11 protein-coding genes are annotated in these 17,611 nt (G+C 47.5%); 9 read left to right on the top strand and 2 right to left on the bottom strand.

The window, feature by feature from the left end; all coding sequences use genetic code 11:
• Positions 1 to 2: 2 nt before the first annotated feature.
• Together AQULUS_RS05895 and prmB are read right to left on the bottom strand one after the other, a co-directional pair.
• Complete coding sequence (locus tag AQULUS_RS05895; protein WP_148339159.1) at positions 3 to 1,211, bottom strand: PrnB family protein; 1,209 nt, start codon at positions 1,209 to 1,211, stop codon at positions 3 to 5.
• Positions 1,212 to 1,214: 3 nt separating this feature from the next.
• Positions 1,215 to 2,123, bottom strand: coding sequence for a 50S ribosomal protein L3 N(5)-glutamine methyltransferase (prmB, locus tag AQULUS_RS05890; protein ID WP_148339158.1), 909 nt, complete (start codon positions 2,121 to 2,123; stop codon positions 1,215 to 1,217).
• A 272-nt stretch (positions 2,124 to 2,395) separates the two neighbouring features.
• Between prmB and nagZ the strand changes: the two genes are divergently transcribed.
• The 9 genes from nagZ (at position 2,396) to AQULUS_RS05845 (ending at position 17,580) form a co-directional block, all read left to right on the top strand.
• Positions 2,396 to 3,439 (top strand): beta-N-acetylhexosaminidase, encoded by a 1,044-nt coding sequence (gene nagZ / locus AQULUS_RS05885; protein ID WP_172622754.1) that lies wholly within the window; start codon positions 2,396 to 2,398, stop codon positions 3,437 to 3,439.
• Positions 3,440 to 3,478: 39 nt separating this feature from the next.
• Positions 3,479 to 4,036 carry a hypoxanthine-guanine phosphoribosyltransferase gene (locus tag AQULUS_RS05880; RefSeq protein ID WP_148339156.1) on the top strand — a complete coding sequence of 186 codons (558 nt, stop codon included), beginning with the start codon at positions 3,479 to 3,481 and terminating at the stop codon, positions 4,034 to 4,036.
• 128 nt (positions 4,037 to 4,164) lie between these two features.
• Positions 4,165 to 4,932 (top strand): DUF1189 family protein, encoded by a 768-nt coding sequence (locus tag AQULUS_RS05875; protein WP_172622753.1) that lies wholly within the window; start codon positions 4,165 to 4,167, stop codon positions 4,930 to 4,932.
• 61 nt (positions 4,933 to 4,993) lie between these two features.
• A complete protein-coding gene (locus AQULUS_RS05870; protein WP_148339154.1) occupies positions 4,994 to 7,462 on the top strand; it encodes an acyl-CoA dehydrogenase in 2,469 nt (822 codons plus the stop codon).
• On the top strand, positions 7,440 to 9,509 hold the full coding sequence (locus tag AQULUS_RS05865) for a sulfatase-like hydrolase/transferase (protein WP_172622752.1): 2,070 nt from the start codon (positions 7,440 to 7,442) through the stop codon (positions 9,507 to 9,509). Before AQULUS_RS05870 ends, AQULUS_RS05865 begins: the two co-directional genes overlap by 23 nt.
• A gap of 799 nt (positions 9,510 to 10,308) precedes the next feature.
• Entirely contained in the window at positions 10,309 to 11,601 is a 1,293-nt protein-coding gene (locus tag AQULUS_RS05860; protein WP_148339152.1) for an NCS2 family permease, read from the top strand.
• Positions 11,602 to 11,747: 146 nt separating this feature from the next.
• On the top strand, positions 11,748 to 14,189 hold the full coding sequence (locus tag AQULUS_RS05855; RefSeq protein WP_232051848.1) for an acyl-CoA dehydrogenase: 2,442 nt from the start codon (positions 11,748 to 11,750) through the stop codon (positions 14,187 to 14,189).
• A 36-nt stretch (positions 14,190 to 14,225) separates the two neighbouring features.
• Positions 14,226 to 15,536: an acetyl-CoA C-acetyltransferase gene (locus AQULUS_RS05850; protein ID WP_148339151.1), complete on the top strand. Its 1,311-nt coding sequence runs from the start codon at positions 14,226 to 14,228 to the stop codon at positions 15,534 to 15,536.
• A 1-nt stretch (position 15,537) separates the two neighbouring features.
• Positions 15,538 to 17,580: a 3-hydroxyacyl-CoA dehydrogenase NAD-binding domain-containing protein gene (locus AQULUS_RS05845; protein WP_172622751.1), complete on the top strand. Its 2,043-nt coding sequence runs from the start codon at positions 15,538 to 15,540 to the stop codon at positions 17,578 to 17,580.
• The last annotated feature ends 31 nt before the right edge of the window (positions 17,581 to 17,611 follow it).

Genomic DNA, 17,611 nt, shown 5'->3' with positions numbered 1-17,611 from the left:
CATCACGAATCCAGGGTGTCATGATAGCGGTTGCCAAGATAGTCGTTTATCAGCGTGCCGCCTGTGCCAGCGATATTTTCCTGTTTCTTCCCGCTGCTTTCCGCGGGGTTGAATATATATTTCCGTACCAGATGCAGGTGTGCCAGCCTGAACCTCGCCACATGCTGGATGACTTCATGATACGCGGCGGTTAAGACAGTTGATTGATGCCGCTCGACCCAAGCCCTGATGGAATACTGTCTGAATGTATTGATCACCTGCACGTGTTCAAGGGGCATGTATTGTTGAAAGTTCAGCAAGGTTTGATACATGTCATCGATATCATGGGTGATGCCCAGAAACGCGTCCATAGCGGGAATAATACTGCTTTGCGCGCCTGACGGCCCTTTATAGGTATATGTCACATGCTGGTTGCGCACGATCACGCCGTCAAATCGCACACCTTTAAAGCCGCATGATGCGTTTTCGATTTTATCCCATCCATTCAGGTAGTGTCGCAATGTTTCCCAGTAATACTTTGTGTTGCAGCCTTCAGTCATTCTGTTTAGTAACGAAACGGATTTATCAAGAGCGCGGGTCATGGCTTGAAAACGTGAACACAGTTCGGTTTCGTTTAATGCTGATGGTGTTTTCCATTCTGTCATTCTTGTGCCTGCAAGCGCGCAGAGCTCGCGGGCCGCGTCCAGCGCCATGGCGCAGGCGGATTCGATCATGACATGAATGATGATAAACCAGGCTTCATCCTGAGAACCTGTGAATGATACCAGCGGCTGAATGTTTTCAGGGCGCATTCCCAGAGCGACATCGGTTAGCCGCCAGTTGGTTAGAATATAATCGTAGTAAGTCAGAATGGGAAACCGTTGCCGTCTTTTTGCAATGGCATAACTGTTTTTTGCAAGCACAGCGGGAACACGGCTGGCAGGAGAGGCGGGTTGTTCCCAGATATATCCTTGTACCAGTGCCAGCAGAATCCGAGCGGCGTCCGCGTCCTGGTCAGGGTCTGTTCTGTCCAGTGTCACAGGTGTGTCCGCATAAACATTATTCAAGTGTTCGATTTCATCGCGCAGGGTGCGCCTGGCCAATAAAACATGCAGTTGGCTTGCCAAGCGGTTTAACTCGACATTTAATTGCGATGAGGAAGGGAGAAAGCCGCATGAAACATGCAGGGGTAAAAAACCGCGACCTGCGTTTAATCCCGGAAGAAAGACCATGCTTTATTCCCTAAAGGCTTCCTGGTGCTCATTCAACTGTTCCGCCGTCAGCATGAATACACCTCCGCCGCCGCGCTGGAATTCCAGCCAGGTGAACGGAACGTCAGGATAAGCCTGAGACAAGGCATATTCGCTGTTGCCGACCTCGACAATCAGCACTCCCTGAGGATGAAGATACTCGCTGGCGTGGCGCAAAATTCTTACAGCGAAATCCAGTCCTTGTGTGCCTGCGGCCAGGCCTACTTCAGGTTCATGCCGGAATTCCTGCGGAAGGCTGAACATTTCTTCAGTACTGACATAGGGAGGGTTGCTGACAATGATGTCGTATTTCTTGCGTGGCAGCGAGGAAAAGAGATCAGACTCGACCAGGGAAACCTGATCTTCCACGGAATGTCTTAACGCATTGATTTTTGCAACGGCGAGAGCTTCAGCGGAAATGTCACTCGCGTCTATGGATGCGTCTGGAAATGCTTTCGCGCACGCAATGGCGATACATCCGCTGCCAGTGCACAGGTCCAGAATGGCGAAGACTTGCTCTGGATTGATCCAGGGCTGAAAGCGGTTTTCAATCAATTCTGCGATGGGTGATCGGGGGATCAATACGCGCTCGTCCACATAAAACGGCATTCCGCAAAACCAGGCTTCATGTGTCAGATAGGGCACGGGCATTCGTTTTTCAATGCGCGTTTGTATTAGTCCAGCAATTGTGGCGCGCTCTTCCTCTGTCAGACGCGCGTCCAGAATGCCAGGGTGAATATCGTGTGGTAAGTGTAGTGTATGCAGAATCAGCGCAATGGCTTCATCCCAGGCATTATCTGTTCCATGCCCGTAATACAAGCCCGCGGCGTTGAAGCGGCTGGTGGCGATGCGGATATAGTCGCGAATGGTAATCAGGTTGGTGTAATCAGTCATGATGTCTATTCTTTTAAGTGGATGGCCAAGCGTTAAAAAGATTTATGGTATCAAGGTGGATGATTAAATCAAACAACATTATAATCCTTGTGGAAATTTCCACTGACCTTGTTAATCTTGCGTGACGGCGTGTCATCGCTGTCCTTACGGCTTCGTGCGGAATCAATGTAACCGTACCGGTCTTAGCATGTGATCAATTCAGGGGGCTGCGATGTTTCAATGCGGAAGAACTTGTACCTGGCTGGCGTATCCCAAGGATCAAGAGGATGATTATGACAGATAAAATTGGATCACTGATTATTGATTTGGAAGGTTTGCAGATTTCTCCCGAAGAAAAAGACCTGCTTAATCACCCTGTTGTTGGCGGTGTCATCTTGTTCGCCAGAAATTACGAAACAAGAGCGCAGCTTACCCGGCTTTGCCATCAGATCCGGTCTGCCCGCAAGAAGCCGGTTCTTATCATGGCTGACCAGGAGGGGGGGAGGGTGCAGCGCTTTGTCCACGATTTCACGCGCCTCCCTTATATGGCTGCATTTGGAGGGATTTATGACCAAGATCCTGCAACAGCCTGCAAAATGGCTCACGATTGTGGCTGGCTGATGGCTATCGAATTACTATCTGCCGGTATCGATCAAAGCCTTGCGCCTGTTCTTGATTTGAACAAGGGTGTCAGTACTGTTATTGGCCGCCGTGCATTTCACTCCAAACCCGAATATGTGATCAAAATTGCCACTGCTTTCATGAATGGGATGCATGAAGCAGGCATGGCATCCACCGGCAAGCATTTCCCGGGGCATGGCTCGGTCATCCTGGATTCGCATGTGGCGGCGCCCTTTGATGACAGGACGATACAGGAAATCGATCAGGATGATATGATACCGTTCGCAGGGTTGATCAAGGCTGGAATATCAGCCATCATGGCGGCGCATATCGTTTACCCTAAAGTGGATAAAATGCCTGTCGGTTTTTCACGTTACTGGCTTCAAGACATATTGCGTCAGCGGCTGGGATTCAAAGGCGTGATTTTCAGTGATGATCTGAATATGGAAGGTGCGAATATTTCGGCAAACTGCCCGGACAGGATAATGGCAGCCCGCGAGGCGGGATGCGATTTCACTTTGCTCTGTAATAACAGGAAAGGTGTCATTGAAGCCCTTGATAGTCTGTCTGCTTCATCACAGCAGGTCAGCAGGGACAAATGGACAGCGCTGCAAGGTGATTTTTCCGGCGTGCATGTGCCCTATAATGAAAGTCGCCGTTGGCTGGCTGCCCGTGCAGTTCTGAGCAAACTGGAAGCTGATATGCCCGGTTCCTGACACTACTCTTTTTTAACTTTTAAAATTCGGAACATTGCTATGGAAACAGTTGATAAAATTCATTCAGTCCTCGAAAAAGCAGAATGTCTTTATAGTTTTGACGAAATCAATCAAGCGCTTGACCGTATGGCGAAAGAAATTTCACTTAAACTCAAAAATGCTAACCCCCTGATTTTATGCGTCATGACAGGGGCGTTGATACCGACAGGCCATATCGCCACACGCTTGCATTTCCCTGTTGAAATCGACTACCTTCATGTCACGCGCTACCGCGGCACCAATCGCGGAGGAGATCTGCATTGGCTGGTGGAGCCTAGAAAAAACCTTGAAGGCCGGACTGTTCTGATTATCGATGATATCATGGACGGTGGATTGACTCTTTCTGCCATTATTGATTATTGCAACCAGGCAAAGGCAAAAGCTGTGTACACCGCGGTCATGGTAAGCAAAAAACGTACCCGCGAGCCCGGCGTCAATTTTGAACCCGATTTTGTAGGCGTGGAAACCGAAGACAAGTATTTGTTCGGATTTGGTCTGGATTATAATGAATATTTGCGTAATGTTCCGGGAATTTACGCTGCGACTGACGTAGACTGATCTATTCGCTACCAATTGCCCATGTTTGGCATGGGTTGCTGTCGTGGGGCGTAATTCCCGTTTCTGAAATGAACGAATTACCTGTATGCTAGTATCTGGGATAAGGCGGAATGCAAGGAGACCGTGTCATGCAGCAATATAATATTTTACGCGCCATTTATATGTCGTTCTATTCCAGGAACCTTTATCGCGATGTGGCGAATAACTGGGGAGGAAAGGCGTTTTTATACCTTTTTATCCTGGTGGTCCTGACTTCCATCTATTTTACCTACACCATCCAGCGCGATTTGAACCAGGGTTATCAGGCAACGTATATTAACATTATCAAGCCCCAGGTTCCGGTCATTACCGTTGAAAATGGCAAGGTTATTACGCCTGAGAACAGGCCTTATTTTATCATCGATCCAGAAACACATACGAATTATGCTGTCATCGATACCTCTGGTCAGTACACGAGTATTGAACAGGCCAAATCCCTGATCTTGGTTACTGAGAAAGAAGTGATCATGCAGAGCAGAGAAGATGAAACCAAAACGTACAAGGTGCCTGCGGATGCAAAGGAATCATTCGATCCGGTTAAAATAAACGATTTCATACAGAAATTTATCAGCTATCTGTGGATACCGATATTTATTTTCATGGTGGTGCTTGCTTACTTGTACCGCATTCTTCAAGCCCTGTTATACAGCATACTGGGAAAATTATTCGCCCTGATTTTCAGCGTGAAACTGAGTTACTGGCAAATTGTGCAAATCATGATGGTTGCGATCACGCCTGCCATCGTCTTGGCTGAAATCCATCATGGCTTGCGTGTGTCAATTGCGCACGAAATGCTGCTGTATTTCCTGCTGGGAATCGTGTATCTGTTTTACGGGATTATTTCAAATAAAAACTGACAGAATGAATGAAGACGACAGCGTTCATGGCTTTCCGTCGTCCGGAAACTAAGGAATTTGTATGACGGGATTGATCTGGTGTGTGGCTTTTTTATTTGTTTTCGGCGTGCTGGCTTATCAGCGCGCTTCTCTCGTAATCTGGACAATCAGTTTTGCTCTATTTCTCTTGTTTGCAACCCGTTTGACCGGATTGAGCTTCAGCCTGATACTGGCCTGGCTGTTTTATCTCGTCTTATTCATACCGCTTAATGTCAGAATGTGGCGTCAGCGCTATATTTCCCAACACTTACTGAATTTTTATCGTCAAGTCATGCCGGCCATGTCGCGAACCGAGCGTGAAGCGATTTCAGCCGGAACAGTCACTTGGGAAGGCGATTTATTCCGCGGCAATCCTGACTGGAAAAAGCTGCTTGAGCATGCGCCCGCAGCTTTGACACAGGAAGAGCAGGCATTCCTGGCCGGTCCAGTCGAGGCACTCTGTGCGATGCTGAATGACTGGGACATCACTCATAACCGGATAGACTTGTCGCCGCAAGTCTGGAAATTTATCAGGGACAATGGTTTTTTTGGTCTCATCATACCCAAGCGATATGGAGGGAAAGAATTTTCTGCGTACGCGCATTCGCAAATCTTAATCAAAATTGGCGGCATCAGTATAACTGCGGGCTCCAGCATCGCCGTGCCAAATTCACTGGGCCCCGCGGAATTATTGCTGCATTATGGCACGGAGGAGCAAAAAAACTATTATCTTCCCCGGCTCGCGAGGGGTGAAGAAGTTCCATGTTTTGCGCTGACCTCACCAGTCGCTGGATCAGACGCGGGTTCCATGACTGATCACGGAGTGGTTTGCCAGGGGGAATTCAATGGCAAAAATATACTGGGCATACGTTTGAATTTTGACAAGCGCTATATCACGCTGGCGCCGATCGCAACGGTAATCGGACTGGCATTCAAACTTTATGATCCAGACCATCTGCTGGGCAGCAAGGAAGATTTAGGTATCACCTGCGCGCTTATACCCAGAAACACGCCGGGAATTGAAATCGGCCGCCGTCATTTTCCTCTCAACACAGCGTTTCAAAACGGGCCGATTCGCGGGAAAGATATTTTTATTCCATTGGATTGGATTATTGGCGGCCCTGATAAAGCGGGGAAAGGCTGGGTCATGTTGATGGAATGCCTGGCGGCGGGCCGTGCCATTTCCCTGCCGGCGAGCGCGGTTGCTGGTGCCAAGGTTTTGTCGTATGCCGCCGGTGCGTACGCGCGCATACGCAGGCAATTCAACATGCCAATTGGAAAGTTTGAGGGAGTTGAAGAGCCGCTGGCAAGAATCGCCGCTTATACCTACATTATGGACGCGGCGCGGACTTTTGCTACCGCAAGCATAGACTCGGGAGAAAAACCTTCTGTCGCTTCTGCTATTGTGAAATACCATGTGACTGAATTAGGCAGAAAAATTGCGGCTGACGGCATGGATATACACGGAGGCAAGGGCATTTGCCTGGGGCCTAAAAATTACATAGGCCGGGGTTATGAGGCGGCCCCCATCGCCATCACGGTTGAAGGCGCGAATATCCTGACACGCAACATGATTATCTTTGGACAAGGTGTCATACGTTGTCACCCCTATATTTTGTCAGAGCTGGAAGCCGCCAGACTGGATGATCCCAAGGCTGCGTTGAAAGCGTTTGATGATGCGGTAATGAAACATATCGCGTTTGGCATCAGCAATTTTGTCCGCAGCCTGGTTCTGGGAATCACCAGCAGTTATATCGTTCAGGCACCCAAGGGCAGGATGAAGAGGTATTATCAGCAGGCGACCCGCTTCAGCTCTGCTTTCGCACTTCTTTCAGATGTCTGCATGATGGTATTTGGCGGCAGCCTCAAGCGCAAGGAAAGTATTTCCTCACGGCTGGGCGATATTCTGAGTTATCTCTATCTGTTGTCCGCAGTATTAAAACACTATCACGATCAGGGTGAAAATCACGATGACCTGCCTGTGGTAAGGTATGCGTGTTTGTATTGCCTGTTTGAAATTCAGGAAAGGTTTGACGAGATTTTGAAAAATTTCCCTAACCGCTGGCTGGCGTGGGTGTTAAAAATCATCATATTTCCGCTGGGTGAAAGGTTTTCTAAGCCTAGAGATGCCATAGGACATAAGGTTGCGCAACTTCTCATCGCGCCTACTGCGACACGCGAGCGGCTGGCGGCTGGTGCCTACCTTACTCCGGTTCCGGAAAATATCATGTCGGAATTGCAGGATGCGCTGATTAAAACCATTGAGGCTGAGCCCATTGAAAAACTGATCAAGACAGCGAAAAAAGAGGGCAGAGCTACTGGCCATTCTGCAGCAGAACAGGCGCAGTCCGCACTGAACAGCAAAGCCATCACCATCGAACAATTCAATCAATTCATGCAGGCGGAAGAAGCCCGCAAAAAAGTGATTGCAGTGGATGATTTTTCAAACGAGGAGCTTGTGCCGGGTATAATCCAGCCTGTCAATGAGTATGCAGACATTACATCAAAATAAGCACCAGGGAATATGGATATATCTCATATTGTTGACCAGCTTTTTTTTATTGCTGGAAATCAGCTTTTTCATTCAGTGTAATCGGGCCTATCTTTCGGATTACACTTTTGTATCGGACAATCTCCACATTCCTCTTACAATTATCCCGGGTGTCTTGTTTTTTCTGGCTGCACAGATGTTTATTCACATCATGTATTGTTTCATTGTGTGGATCGTCGTTCAACTATCTGCGCCGGTCTTGCCATTCATGGATGCCCGTAAGTTTTATTATGCCGCCGGCGTCTGGTTTCTGGGATTACTGACTATACTAACAGCAAACCAATACTACTTTCCCAATTCCAAATTTGCTGAATTGACATCTCTGGTATTGATTAATCAACAGGTGACGATGGCCGCATTGGTCGCACTGGCAGGTTTGTGCGCTATCATTGGGCTGCTGGCGGTGGCAGGCCTCGTGAAGAGAATAATCAGACATTCGTTATTTTATCTTCCCTTGCTGATCGCCTTGGGCGCGACATCCGGATTCACCTTTTTCAAATCTGCCAGTCATCCGATAATCAATGCCGCCAGCGCTGTTCGTCCCAATATCATTCTGATTGGCATCGATTCCCTGCGGCCGGATTTCCTGGGTTATTTTGGTTCGGAAAGACCGGTGCCATTTCTGGATTCTTATCTGGAACGCGCCACAGTATTCAGTGAAGCAGTCACGCCGCTGGCGCGAACGTTTCCATCGTGGGCAAGCATATTGACCGGGCAGTATCCTGTTCAGACACGGATACGCTCCAATCTGGCGCAGCAAAACGGATTGCAGCTTGAAAACACTTTACCATCTATTTTGCAGCGAAACGGCTACGAAACGATATATGCCACGGATGAAACACGGTTTAGCAATATCGACCGAAATTTTGGCTTTGACCGCATTATCACGCCGCCCATGGGTTTGAATGATTTTCTGATCGGGAATTTCAATGACTTTCCGCTCTCAAATCTGATCGTTAATACCAGCCTGGGGAAATGGCTATTCCCTCATAGTTATGGAAACCGGCCGGTTTATTTTCTGTATGATCCTGACAGTTTTCTGCGATCTATAAAGGAAACGTTATCGGTCAGACATGATGCCAAGCCTTTGTTCCTGGCCATGCATTTTTGTCTGCCGCATTATCCGTATTTATGGTCTGGCCTGCCTGGAAAGGATTACACCCCACAGGAGCGTTATGTGGAAAGTATCCGCCGTGTTGACAGCCAGATCCGTGATTTGTTCTCTCTGCTGAAACAATTCCAGTTGCTGGATCACGCCATCGTTGTATTATTGTCCGACCACGGTGAAGCGCTGGAATTTCCAGGTGACAGAATCACGGAAGCAGATTTATACCTTTCTTCTCGCGGTGCAGGCGGTCCTGTTCCACGGTTTTATCCTCCCAGCTTGGACAAGGAAGATGTCAACCAGTCTGCAGGACACGGAACTGATGTACTGGGATTACCGCAATATCACACGCTGTTGGTTTTCAGAATGTATGGCATGAAGGCTTACAAACCAGGCGTTATATCAGGCGTAGTGTCATTACTGGATATCAAACCCACTCTGCTTGATTTCTTGAATATCCCGTCACCGGATTCCAGCGGGATCACGCTTGCCAGCGCGATCAAAGATCCCGCGTTATCCTTGCCTGACAGGCATATATTCATGGAAAGTGATTTTTCACCGGAAGCCATACGCACGGTTTACCCTGAAACACGTAAAGTGTTACTTGAAGGAATTGATTTATTTCAAATCGATCCCGTCACAACTCGCCTGACTGTCAGAAACGAAATGGCCGTTAAAATCATAAGCAGTAAACAATATGCCGATATTTATCGGGGATGGATGCTGGCCTTGTATCCCCAAAGCAAGCACTTTCGCATGCCTATTCTGATAAATCTGAATACAGGGCAGTGGACTAATGATTTACAAGCTTCCTTCGCCAGGCATTCACCTGCGGACTTGATGCTGGCCGAATTGAAAAAATTTTATGGTCAGGAAATCAATAAAGTAATATCTGTTGAGTAATGAAAATTATTCACCTTATTCTGGTGCTTTTCATGATTTAAATAGAGTCAGGCGGTTTGTAAGAAGCTGGTAATTAACAAACCTTCAGTTTTGTACACAAAATGCATTATTCAAGTTTTTCCTATCCCAATTTATAGTCAAAACATGATAAAAAGCGGATTATAATATGTAACATTATGATTATTTATAAATATTTACTTATGTGCATTTAATGTTCTTTTTGCTCAAAGTCTTTGTTTATGGTATTTCAGGGAAGTTTTCGATAGGTTGCTCACAGACTTATCCACAGAATCTGTGAGTAACTTGAAAACAAGACCTGATCTTATCAACAAACCTGGCGAATTAATCGAGGCCAATTCCACTAGCCAGATGTCTGATACGCAGTCATACGCAAGCGCTCATTTTTGTTCACAAAATGCAAAACTTCAATCAAGGCCATGATAATTCAGAACCTATTCATGATGAAAAAGTGCTCATTCTGATTAAGTATATGATTATTAATAAATATTAACTTATGTGCATTTAATGTTCTTTTTGCTCAAAGTCTTTGTTTATGGCATTTCAGGATGGTTTTCGATAGGTTACTCACAGACTTATCCACAGAATCTGTGAGTAACTTAATGTATTGTTAATTTTTTGAATTGCTAATTTCTGGTCATGCGTTTTGTATTTCAAGCTCATATGCTAAACTGCCGGCAACTCTCAACAGCGAGTTGTTGTATAACGACCGGGGTATTGTCTATTTGATTTCTGTATCCGGTTTCTGGCATGGCATTGGAATAGGCAGACGGGAAATCCTATGTTATCAAACCTGTTCAGGCTGGGTGAAAATCAGACTAATGTCAAAATCGAAGTCATGGCGGGGCTGACGACTTTCCTGACTATGTCATACATTATTTTTATCAACCCTGCGATCTTGTCTGAAACGGGAATGGATAAGGGTGCAGTGTTTGTCGCGACCTGTCTGGCAGCTTCTCTGGGTTGCTTTTTAATGGGATTGCTAGCCAATTATCCCATTGCGCTTGCGCCAGGTATGGCGCTCAATACTTATTTCACTTACAGCGTTGTGCTAGGTTCGGGTCACAGCTGGCAAATCGCGCTGGGCGCGGTGTTTCTCTCGGGTTTGATCTTTTTGCTTCTGAGTGTTTTTCCCATACGGGAATATATCATCAATAGCATTCCCAAGTCTCTCAAGGTGGCTATTGTTGCCGGCATTGGTTTGTTCCTCGGCATGATAGGCTTCAAGAGTGCTCAAATAATCACTGGCAGCCCAGCGACACTCGTCAAGCTCGGTAATTTGCATCAGCCGTCGGCTTTACTGGCTATATTCGGTTTTTTTCTGATCATAGGCCTGGAAGCACTGGGTGTCATGGCCAGTATTCTAATTAGCATTTTATCCGTTACCTTTATCAGTGTCGCTTTGGGCTATAATCAATTCCAGGGTTTGATTTCCATGCCGCCCAGTCTTGCGCCCACCTTGTTGCAGCTTGATCTCGGCGGTGCGTTCCAGTTAGGCATCGCCGCCATTGTTTTTGCTTTTTTGTTCGTGGATTTGTTCGATAACACCGGAACACTCATAGGAATCGCTTACAAGGCGGGCTTGATGGACAAGCAAGGCAAACTGCCCCGGATTGGACGCGTCTTGATTGCAGACAGTCTGGCTGCCATTTTTAGCGCATTACTGGGGACCTCTACGACGACAAGTTATCTGGAAAGCACAGTGGGTGTGAAAGTCGGCGGCAGGACTGGATTGATGTCTATAATTGTCGGCATTCTGTTTTTACTGGCCTTGTTCCTCTCGCCGCTTGCGCGTTCAATTCCTATTTATGCCACGGCGCCAGCACTGGTTTATGTCGCCTGCCTCATGGCGCATGCGTTCACGGATATCGAGTGGAACGATCCCACGGAATATGCGCCTGCGGTCATCACTGCTATTACCATGCCGCTTGCATTTTCCATCGCCGACGGCATTGCTTTCGGTTTCATTACTTATACGTTTGCAAAGCTGCTAAGCGGGCGAATACGTGAACTAAACATCACCATCATCTTGCTGACTGCCGCGTTCCTTCTGAAATATGCTTTGCTGCAATGATGCGCCGTGGTGAACATTTTAAAAAAAAACTACCGCTGTATACGATATCCCGATATACTTTTGCGTTTGAAACTTCATCCTGCGGGTATGGATCTTGTTCAGATTACCTGCGACTGATATCGGCGAATTAATGGAAAGGTTAGGGCATGGATATGGCTAATGTCATTAGCATTCTGTTTATACTTGGGCTGGTTTTGATTTCGGCTTTTTACCAGTTGGCAACCCTTGCCTGGACCATTCTGATAGGGATAGGCCTGGTTATACTGACCTCGTTTGGCTGGTTGTCGCCATTGCCTTTGGCCTTCTTCTGGCTTGTTTATTTGCTGGCAGCTGCATTTTCCAATCTGCATCAACTTCGACAACAATATATCGTCAAGCCTGCCTTGAAACTGTTGCAAAAGCAATTACCTACCATCAGCGCCACGGAACGCGCCGCCATTGAAGCGGGTGATACCTGGTGGGAAAAGGAGTTGTTTTGCGGCCGCCCTAACTGGAAAAAATTATTCAATATTCCGCGTCCTGTGCTGTCTCAAGAAGAACAGGAATTTTTAAACAATCAGGTTGAACAGCTTTGCTCCATGCTGGATGACTGGAATATTGTGTTTAATGATCGCAATTTACCGGATGAAGTCTGGAATTATCTCAAACAGGAAAAGTTTTTCGCAATGGTCATTCCAAGGGAATATGGCGGCCTGGGTTTTTCTGCGCTGGCACATTCCACTGTTGTTACCAAAATCGCCACCCGCAGTATTAGCGCGGCTGTTACCACCATGGTTCCAAATTCACTTGGACCTGGAGAATTACTGGTTCGCTATGGCACCGATGAACAAAAAAAATATTATTTGCCGCGTCTGTCCAATGGAACGGATATTCCCTGTTTTGCCTTGACCGCCCCCGATGCGGGTAGTGACGCAGGCGCAATACCGGATACCGGAATCGTTTGCCGCGGAGAATTTGAAGGCAGGGATGTATTGGGTATGCGGGTGAGCTGGGATAAACGCTATATCACTCTTGCTCCCGTTGCCACCCTTCTGGGATTAGCGATTCACTTGTATGATCCGGATCATTTGTTAGGCGATAAAACCGATATTGGCATTACCTTGTGCCTGATTCCCACGTCTCATCCGGGAGTAGAAACAGGTTCGCGTCATTTACCCATGTATCATGCTTTCATGAATGGGCCGACCCGCGGAAATAATGTATTCATTCCCTTGGAATGGATCATTGGCGGGCCTCAAATGGCTGGACAAGGCTGGCGCATGCTTATGGAATCTCTTTCCATTGGCCGTTCCATTTCTCTTCCTGCTCTTTCGACCGCCTGTGGAAAAATGGCTTACCGGCTTACCGGGGCTTATTCGAGAATACGCCGGCAGTTCAATACGCCTATTGCCTCATTCGAGGGGATAGAAGAAGCGCTGGGATACATTGCTGGCTACAGTTATATGCTGGAATCCTGCCGCATGATGACGGCGGGCGCGGTTGATCAGGACATTAATCCTTCTATTGTCTCCGCAATAGCAAAATATCACATGACAGAAATGTGTCGTCATGTTGTTTCTTACGCCATGGATGTCCATGCTGGCCAAATGATACAAACAGGCCCCAGAAACCTGCTCGCGAATGCCTATCTGGCAGTGCCAGTCAGCATCACAGTGGAAGGCGCGAATATTCTGACGCGTAATTTAATCATTTTTGGTCAGGGTGCCATACGCTGTCATCCCTATATTCTCAAGGAAATTGAACTCATTAGTTCACCTGATGCCAAAGTTGAAGAACTGGACAGACTGCTCATGTCGCACATCGGGTTTTATGTCAGCAACCTGTTGAGGAATGTAGCATACGGACTGACTGGCGGCAGGTTTATCATTTCCCTGGCGAAGAACAAGCGCATCAAGGCTTATCAGCGTCAACTAACCCGAATGAGTGCGGCGCTTGCCTTGCTGGCTGATACCAGTCTGATACTTCTGGGCGGAAGCTTGAAGCGGCGTGAACGCATTTCTGCCCGCCTGGGCGATATCATGAGCCAGTTATATCTGGCTTCCGCTGTTCTGAAATATTATTACGATCACGACAAGCCTGCTTCCGATGTCAATTATGTGTGCTGGTCTCTGCAAGAGTGTCTTTATAAGATCCAGTTGGCTTGTAATGAATTGCTGCATAATTTTCCCAACCGCTGGGCGGGCAGGCTGCTGGAATGGATTATTTTTCCCTTTGGTACTGCGTATCACAAGCCACGGGACAGATTGCACAACAGCATTGTAGAGCCTATGCTGAGTGCATCTGAACTGCGTGACCGTCTAACCCGGTTCTCTTATCTCGGGCATGATGATACGCATCTGATCAGACAGCTGGATCAGGCTATAGCACGGATATCAGCCATTGAACCTTTGCAGAAAAAATTGCAAAAAGCGGTGCAGACAGGCGCAATCCCACGATCATTTGAATTTGCCGATCGGGTGGCCGCGGCGGAACAGGCTGGCCTGCTCAGCGCAGATGAAGCCAGAATGCTTAATGATTTTGAAAAGTTGAGAACTGAAATTATCAAGGTCAATGAATTCAATTTTGACTTTACTGAAGTCATCGCATGATTCCGGATGGCATCCCGTACTGATGAGGATATGAAAATGACAGGAAAAACGACATCTTATTTGCGTGATGTATATATTGTTGATGGCGCACGCACGCCATTTCTTAAGGCTAAAGGCAAGCCCGGGCCATTTTCTGCTTCCGATCTTGCTGTCAATGCGGGCAAGGAATTGTTGAAACGCCAGCCGTTTTCAGCGAATGAATTAAATGAAGTCGTGATTGGTTGTGTCATGCCCAGTCCGGATGAGGCAAACATAGGCCGAGTGATCGCCATTCGTCTAGGCTGTGGAAAAACGGTTCCTGCCTGGACAGTGCAGCGCAACTGTGCTTCCGGCATGCAATCACTGGACAGCGCCGCGAAAGATATCGCTATGGGACGCCATGATCTGGTGCTGGCGGGCGGGACGGAAGCCATGAGCAGAGCACCGCTTTTGTTTAGTGAAAATTATACTAGTTGGATTGCCGGATTAACGGGCGCAAAAGACTGGAAGGGTAAAATCCAGGCCTGGTCCAGATTCAGGCCCGCCTATTTAAAACCGGTTATCGCCTTGCTCAGAGGGTTAAGCGATCCTCTTGTCAACCTGTCTATGGGGCAGACAGCAGAAAATCTTGCTTACCGCTTCAATATCTCACGCGCGGAAATGGATCAGTTCGCGTTGGAGAGTCATCAACGTACTGCCGCCGGCCAGGATAATCACTATTTTGGTGAAGTCCAGCCAGCTTTTGGCAGCAGCGGCGATTTTTATTTGACTGATGATGGTGTCAGACGTGATTCCTCGATGGAAAGACTCGCGACTCTCAAACCGTTTTTTGATAAAAAGTTTGGCAGTGTCACGGCTGGCAATAGTTCACAGATTTCAGATGGCGCCGCTCTGCTTCTGCTGGCGAGCAAAGAGGCGGTGGATAAATACCGTTTGCCGGTGCTTGCACGCATCGTGGATATCCAGTGGGCGGGCGTCGATCCGGCAGAAATGGGACTGGGTCCGGTTTATGCAACTCACAAGCTATTACAGCATCAGAAGCTGAGTATGGATGAAATTGATTTTTGGGAAATCAATGAAGCTTTCGCTGCCCAGGTCATAGGGTGCCTGAGAGCCTGGGAAAGTGATGAATACTGTCAAAAGAATCTGGGGCTGAAAAGTGCTCTCGGCAGCATAGATAAGTCCCGGCTGAATGTAGACGGCGGCGCTATTGCCATTGGACACCCTGTTGGAGCGAGCGGAGCACGAATTGTTCTGCACCTGATTGAAGTGCTGCGGCGAAACAAGGCCAAAAAAGGGATCGCCACCATTTGTATAGGCGGTGGACAAGGTGGCGCGATGTTAATTGAAAATGTCTCCGAGGTGTAACATGACAAAGTCACAATCATATCAGCACTGGCAGCTAGAAACCGATTCGGACCAGATATTATGGGTATGTTTCGACAAAAAACATTCCGCTGTTAACACACTGGACCGGGAAGTCATGGAAGAATTTTCCAGGATTGTCGATATGCTAAAAATCGATACTACACATAAGGGAGTAATTCTCACCTCGGCAAAAAAAAGCGGCTTTATCGCCGGCGCGGATATTTCCCAGTTTACACAGTTCAGTGACATTGCCGAAGCAACAGGTGTGTTGACACTGGGGCAAGAGATTTTAAATCAGCTGGAAGCGTTAAAATTACCCGTCGTCGCCATGATCGATGGTTTTTGCCTGGGCGGAGGTCTGGAACTGGCCTTGGCTTGTCATTACCGTGTTGCGGAAGAAAGCGGAAAAACCCGGCTAGGATTGCCTGAAGTGAAACTGGGAATTCATCCGGGGTGGGGCGGAACCGTCAGATTGCCGCGCCTCATAGGTGCGCCACAGGCATTAAACCTGATATTGAATGGTCATACCGTCAGCGGAAAGGCTGCGGCAAAGCTTGGGTTTGTCGACGCTGCTGTGCCCAAACGACAGTTGGTTAATGCGGCAAAATATTATGTCCTGAACAAACCGCCCAGGCATAAACCCGGAACATTACAGTCACTGACAAATCAGAAAATTATTCGGCAAATGCTCGGTTATTATCTGCGCAAGCAAGTCCAGAAAAAAGTCAATCCTTTACATTATCCCGCACCATTTCATGTGATAGACAATTGGGAACTGGTCGGTGTGGAGTCGGATGCGGCTTATGAGCGCGAGGCAAAAAGCTGCGGCAAATTATTTTTTAGCGAAACCTGCCAAAACCTGGTGCGTGTCTTTTTTCTGCAGGATCGATTAAAAGGTTTGGCGAAGGAATCCTCTTTCACTCCGCAGCATGTGCACGTGATAGGCGCGGGCACAATGGGCGGCGATATTGCTGCATGGTGTGCCGTGCAGGGAATGACGGTCACACTGCAAGATCTTGAACCGCGTTTTATTGCTCCAGCCATCAAGCGTGCGCATAAGTTATTCAAGGACAAACTGAAAGAACAGTATCTCATTGAAAAGGCCATGGACAGGCTGATTCCGGATATTAATGGTGACGGCATTTCCAGAGCGGATATCATCATTGAAGCTGTGATTGAAGACCTTGCAGTTAAACAATCGACTTTCAAGATGATAGAGTCAAAAGCAAAACCCCAGGCAATTCTGGCTACCAATACATCCAGCATTCCTTTGGATGACATTAATACGGTATTGCAGCAACCGGAACGCCTGGTGGGGATTCATTATTTTAATCCTGTGGCAAAAATGCAGCTGGTCGAAGTAGTGCAAGGTCAGCACACTAGCCAGGAAATTGTTGAGAAGTCCATTAGCTTCGTCAGGAAAATCGACCGCCTGCCGCTGCCGGTGAAAAGCAGCCCGGGATTCCTGGTGAACCGAATACTTATGCCTTATTTGCTGGAAGCGGTAGAGTTAATCAAAGAAGGCGTGCCTATGACAGCCATAGACAAGGCGATGACACAGTTTGGAATGCCTATGGGTCCCATTACTCTGGCGGATACAGTGGGGCTGGATGTTTGTCTTTCCGTGGCGAAATATCTGGGTAAATATTTCAACACTCCCATTCCGCAGCAACTCATACAATGTGTGGAACAGCGCAAGCTGGGAAGAAAGACCGGTGAAGGGTTTTATCAATATGACAAACGCGGCAAACAGATCAGAGGTGAAGAGAAACCTTACGACCAGCCATTGGACACCATTTCAAATCCCCTCGTTTTAACCATGTTGAACGAAGCTTTCGCGTGTCTGCGTGAGGGAGTGGTGGCTGACGGTGATTTGCTGGATGCCGGTATGGTCTATGGTACTGGATTCGCGCCATTTCGGGGCGGTCCCATTCACTATGCCAAAACCCAGGGGATACATGAATTATACCAGCAATATATCAAGCAACAGGAAGCAAGAGGCGAGAGCCAAAAGGTTAAGGAATGGGAAACGACCGCTGTTTGAACCACTTGATGTGTTACTTTAAAAATAACCC

The sequence above is a fragment of the Aquicella siphonis genome (assembly GCF_902459485.1).
GTDB classification, from domain to species: domain Bacteria; phylum Pseudomonadota; class Gammaproteobacteria; order DSM-16500; family DSM-16500; genus Aquicella; species Aquicella siphonis.
Note: the sequence above shows the minus strand (reverse complement) of the source record. Positions and strands in the feature narration are given on the sequence as shown.

What these genes read in the sequence shown, in the direction of transcription:
- AQULUS_RS05895 (WP_148339159.1), bottom strand. Translation starts at nt 1,211, where the DNA reads ATGGTCTTTCTTCCGGGATTAAACGCAGGTCGCGGTTTTTTACCCCTG.
- AQULUS_RS05870 (WP_148339154.1), top strand. Translation starts at nt 4,994, where the DNA reads ATGACGGGATTGATCTGGTGTGTGGCTTTTTTATTTGTTTTCGGCGTG.
- AQULUS_RS05855 (WP_232051848.1), top strand. Translation starts at nt 11,748, where the DNA reads ATGGATATGGCTAATGTCATTAGCATTCTGTTTATACTTGGGCTGGTT.
- AQULUS_RS05875 (WP_172622753.1), top strand. Translation starts at nt 4,165, where the DNA reads ATGCAGCAATATAATATTTTACGCGCCATTTATATGTCGTTCTATTCC.
- AQULUS_RS05865 (WP_172622752.1), top strand. Translation starts at nt 7,440, where the DNA reads ATGCAGACATTACATCAAAATAAGCACCAGGGAATATGGATATATCTC.
- AQULUS_RS05850 (WP_148339151.1), top strand. Translation starts at nt 14,226, where the DNA reads ATGACAGGAAAAACGACATCTTATTTGCGTGATGTATATATTGTTGAT.
- nagZ (WP_172622754.1), top strand. Translation starts at nt 2,396, where the DNA reads ATGACAGATAAAATTGGATCACTGATTATTGATTTGGAAGGTTTGCAG.
- AQULUS_RS05880 (WP_148339156.1), top strand. Translation starts at nt 3,479, where the DNA reads ATGGAAACAGTTGATAAAATTCATTCAGTCCTCGAAAAAGCAGAATGT.
- prmB (WP_148339158.1), bottom strand. Translation starts at nt 2,123, where the DNA reads ATGACTGATTACACCAACCTGATTACCATTCGCGACTATATCCGCATC.
- AQULUS_RS05845 (WP_172622751.1), top strand. Translation starts at nt 15,538, where the DNA reads ATGACAAAGTCACAATCATATCAGCACTGGCAGCTAGAAACCGATTCG.
- AQULUS_RS05860 (WP_148339152.1), top strand. Translation starts at nt 10,309, where the DNA reads ATGTTATCAAACCTGTTCAGGCTGGGTGAAAATCAGACTAATGTCAAA.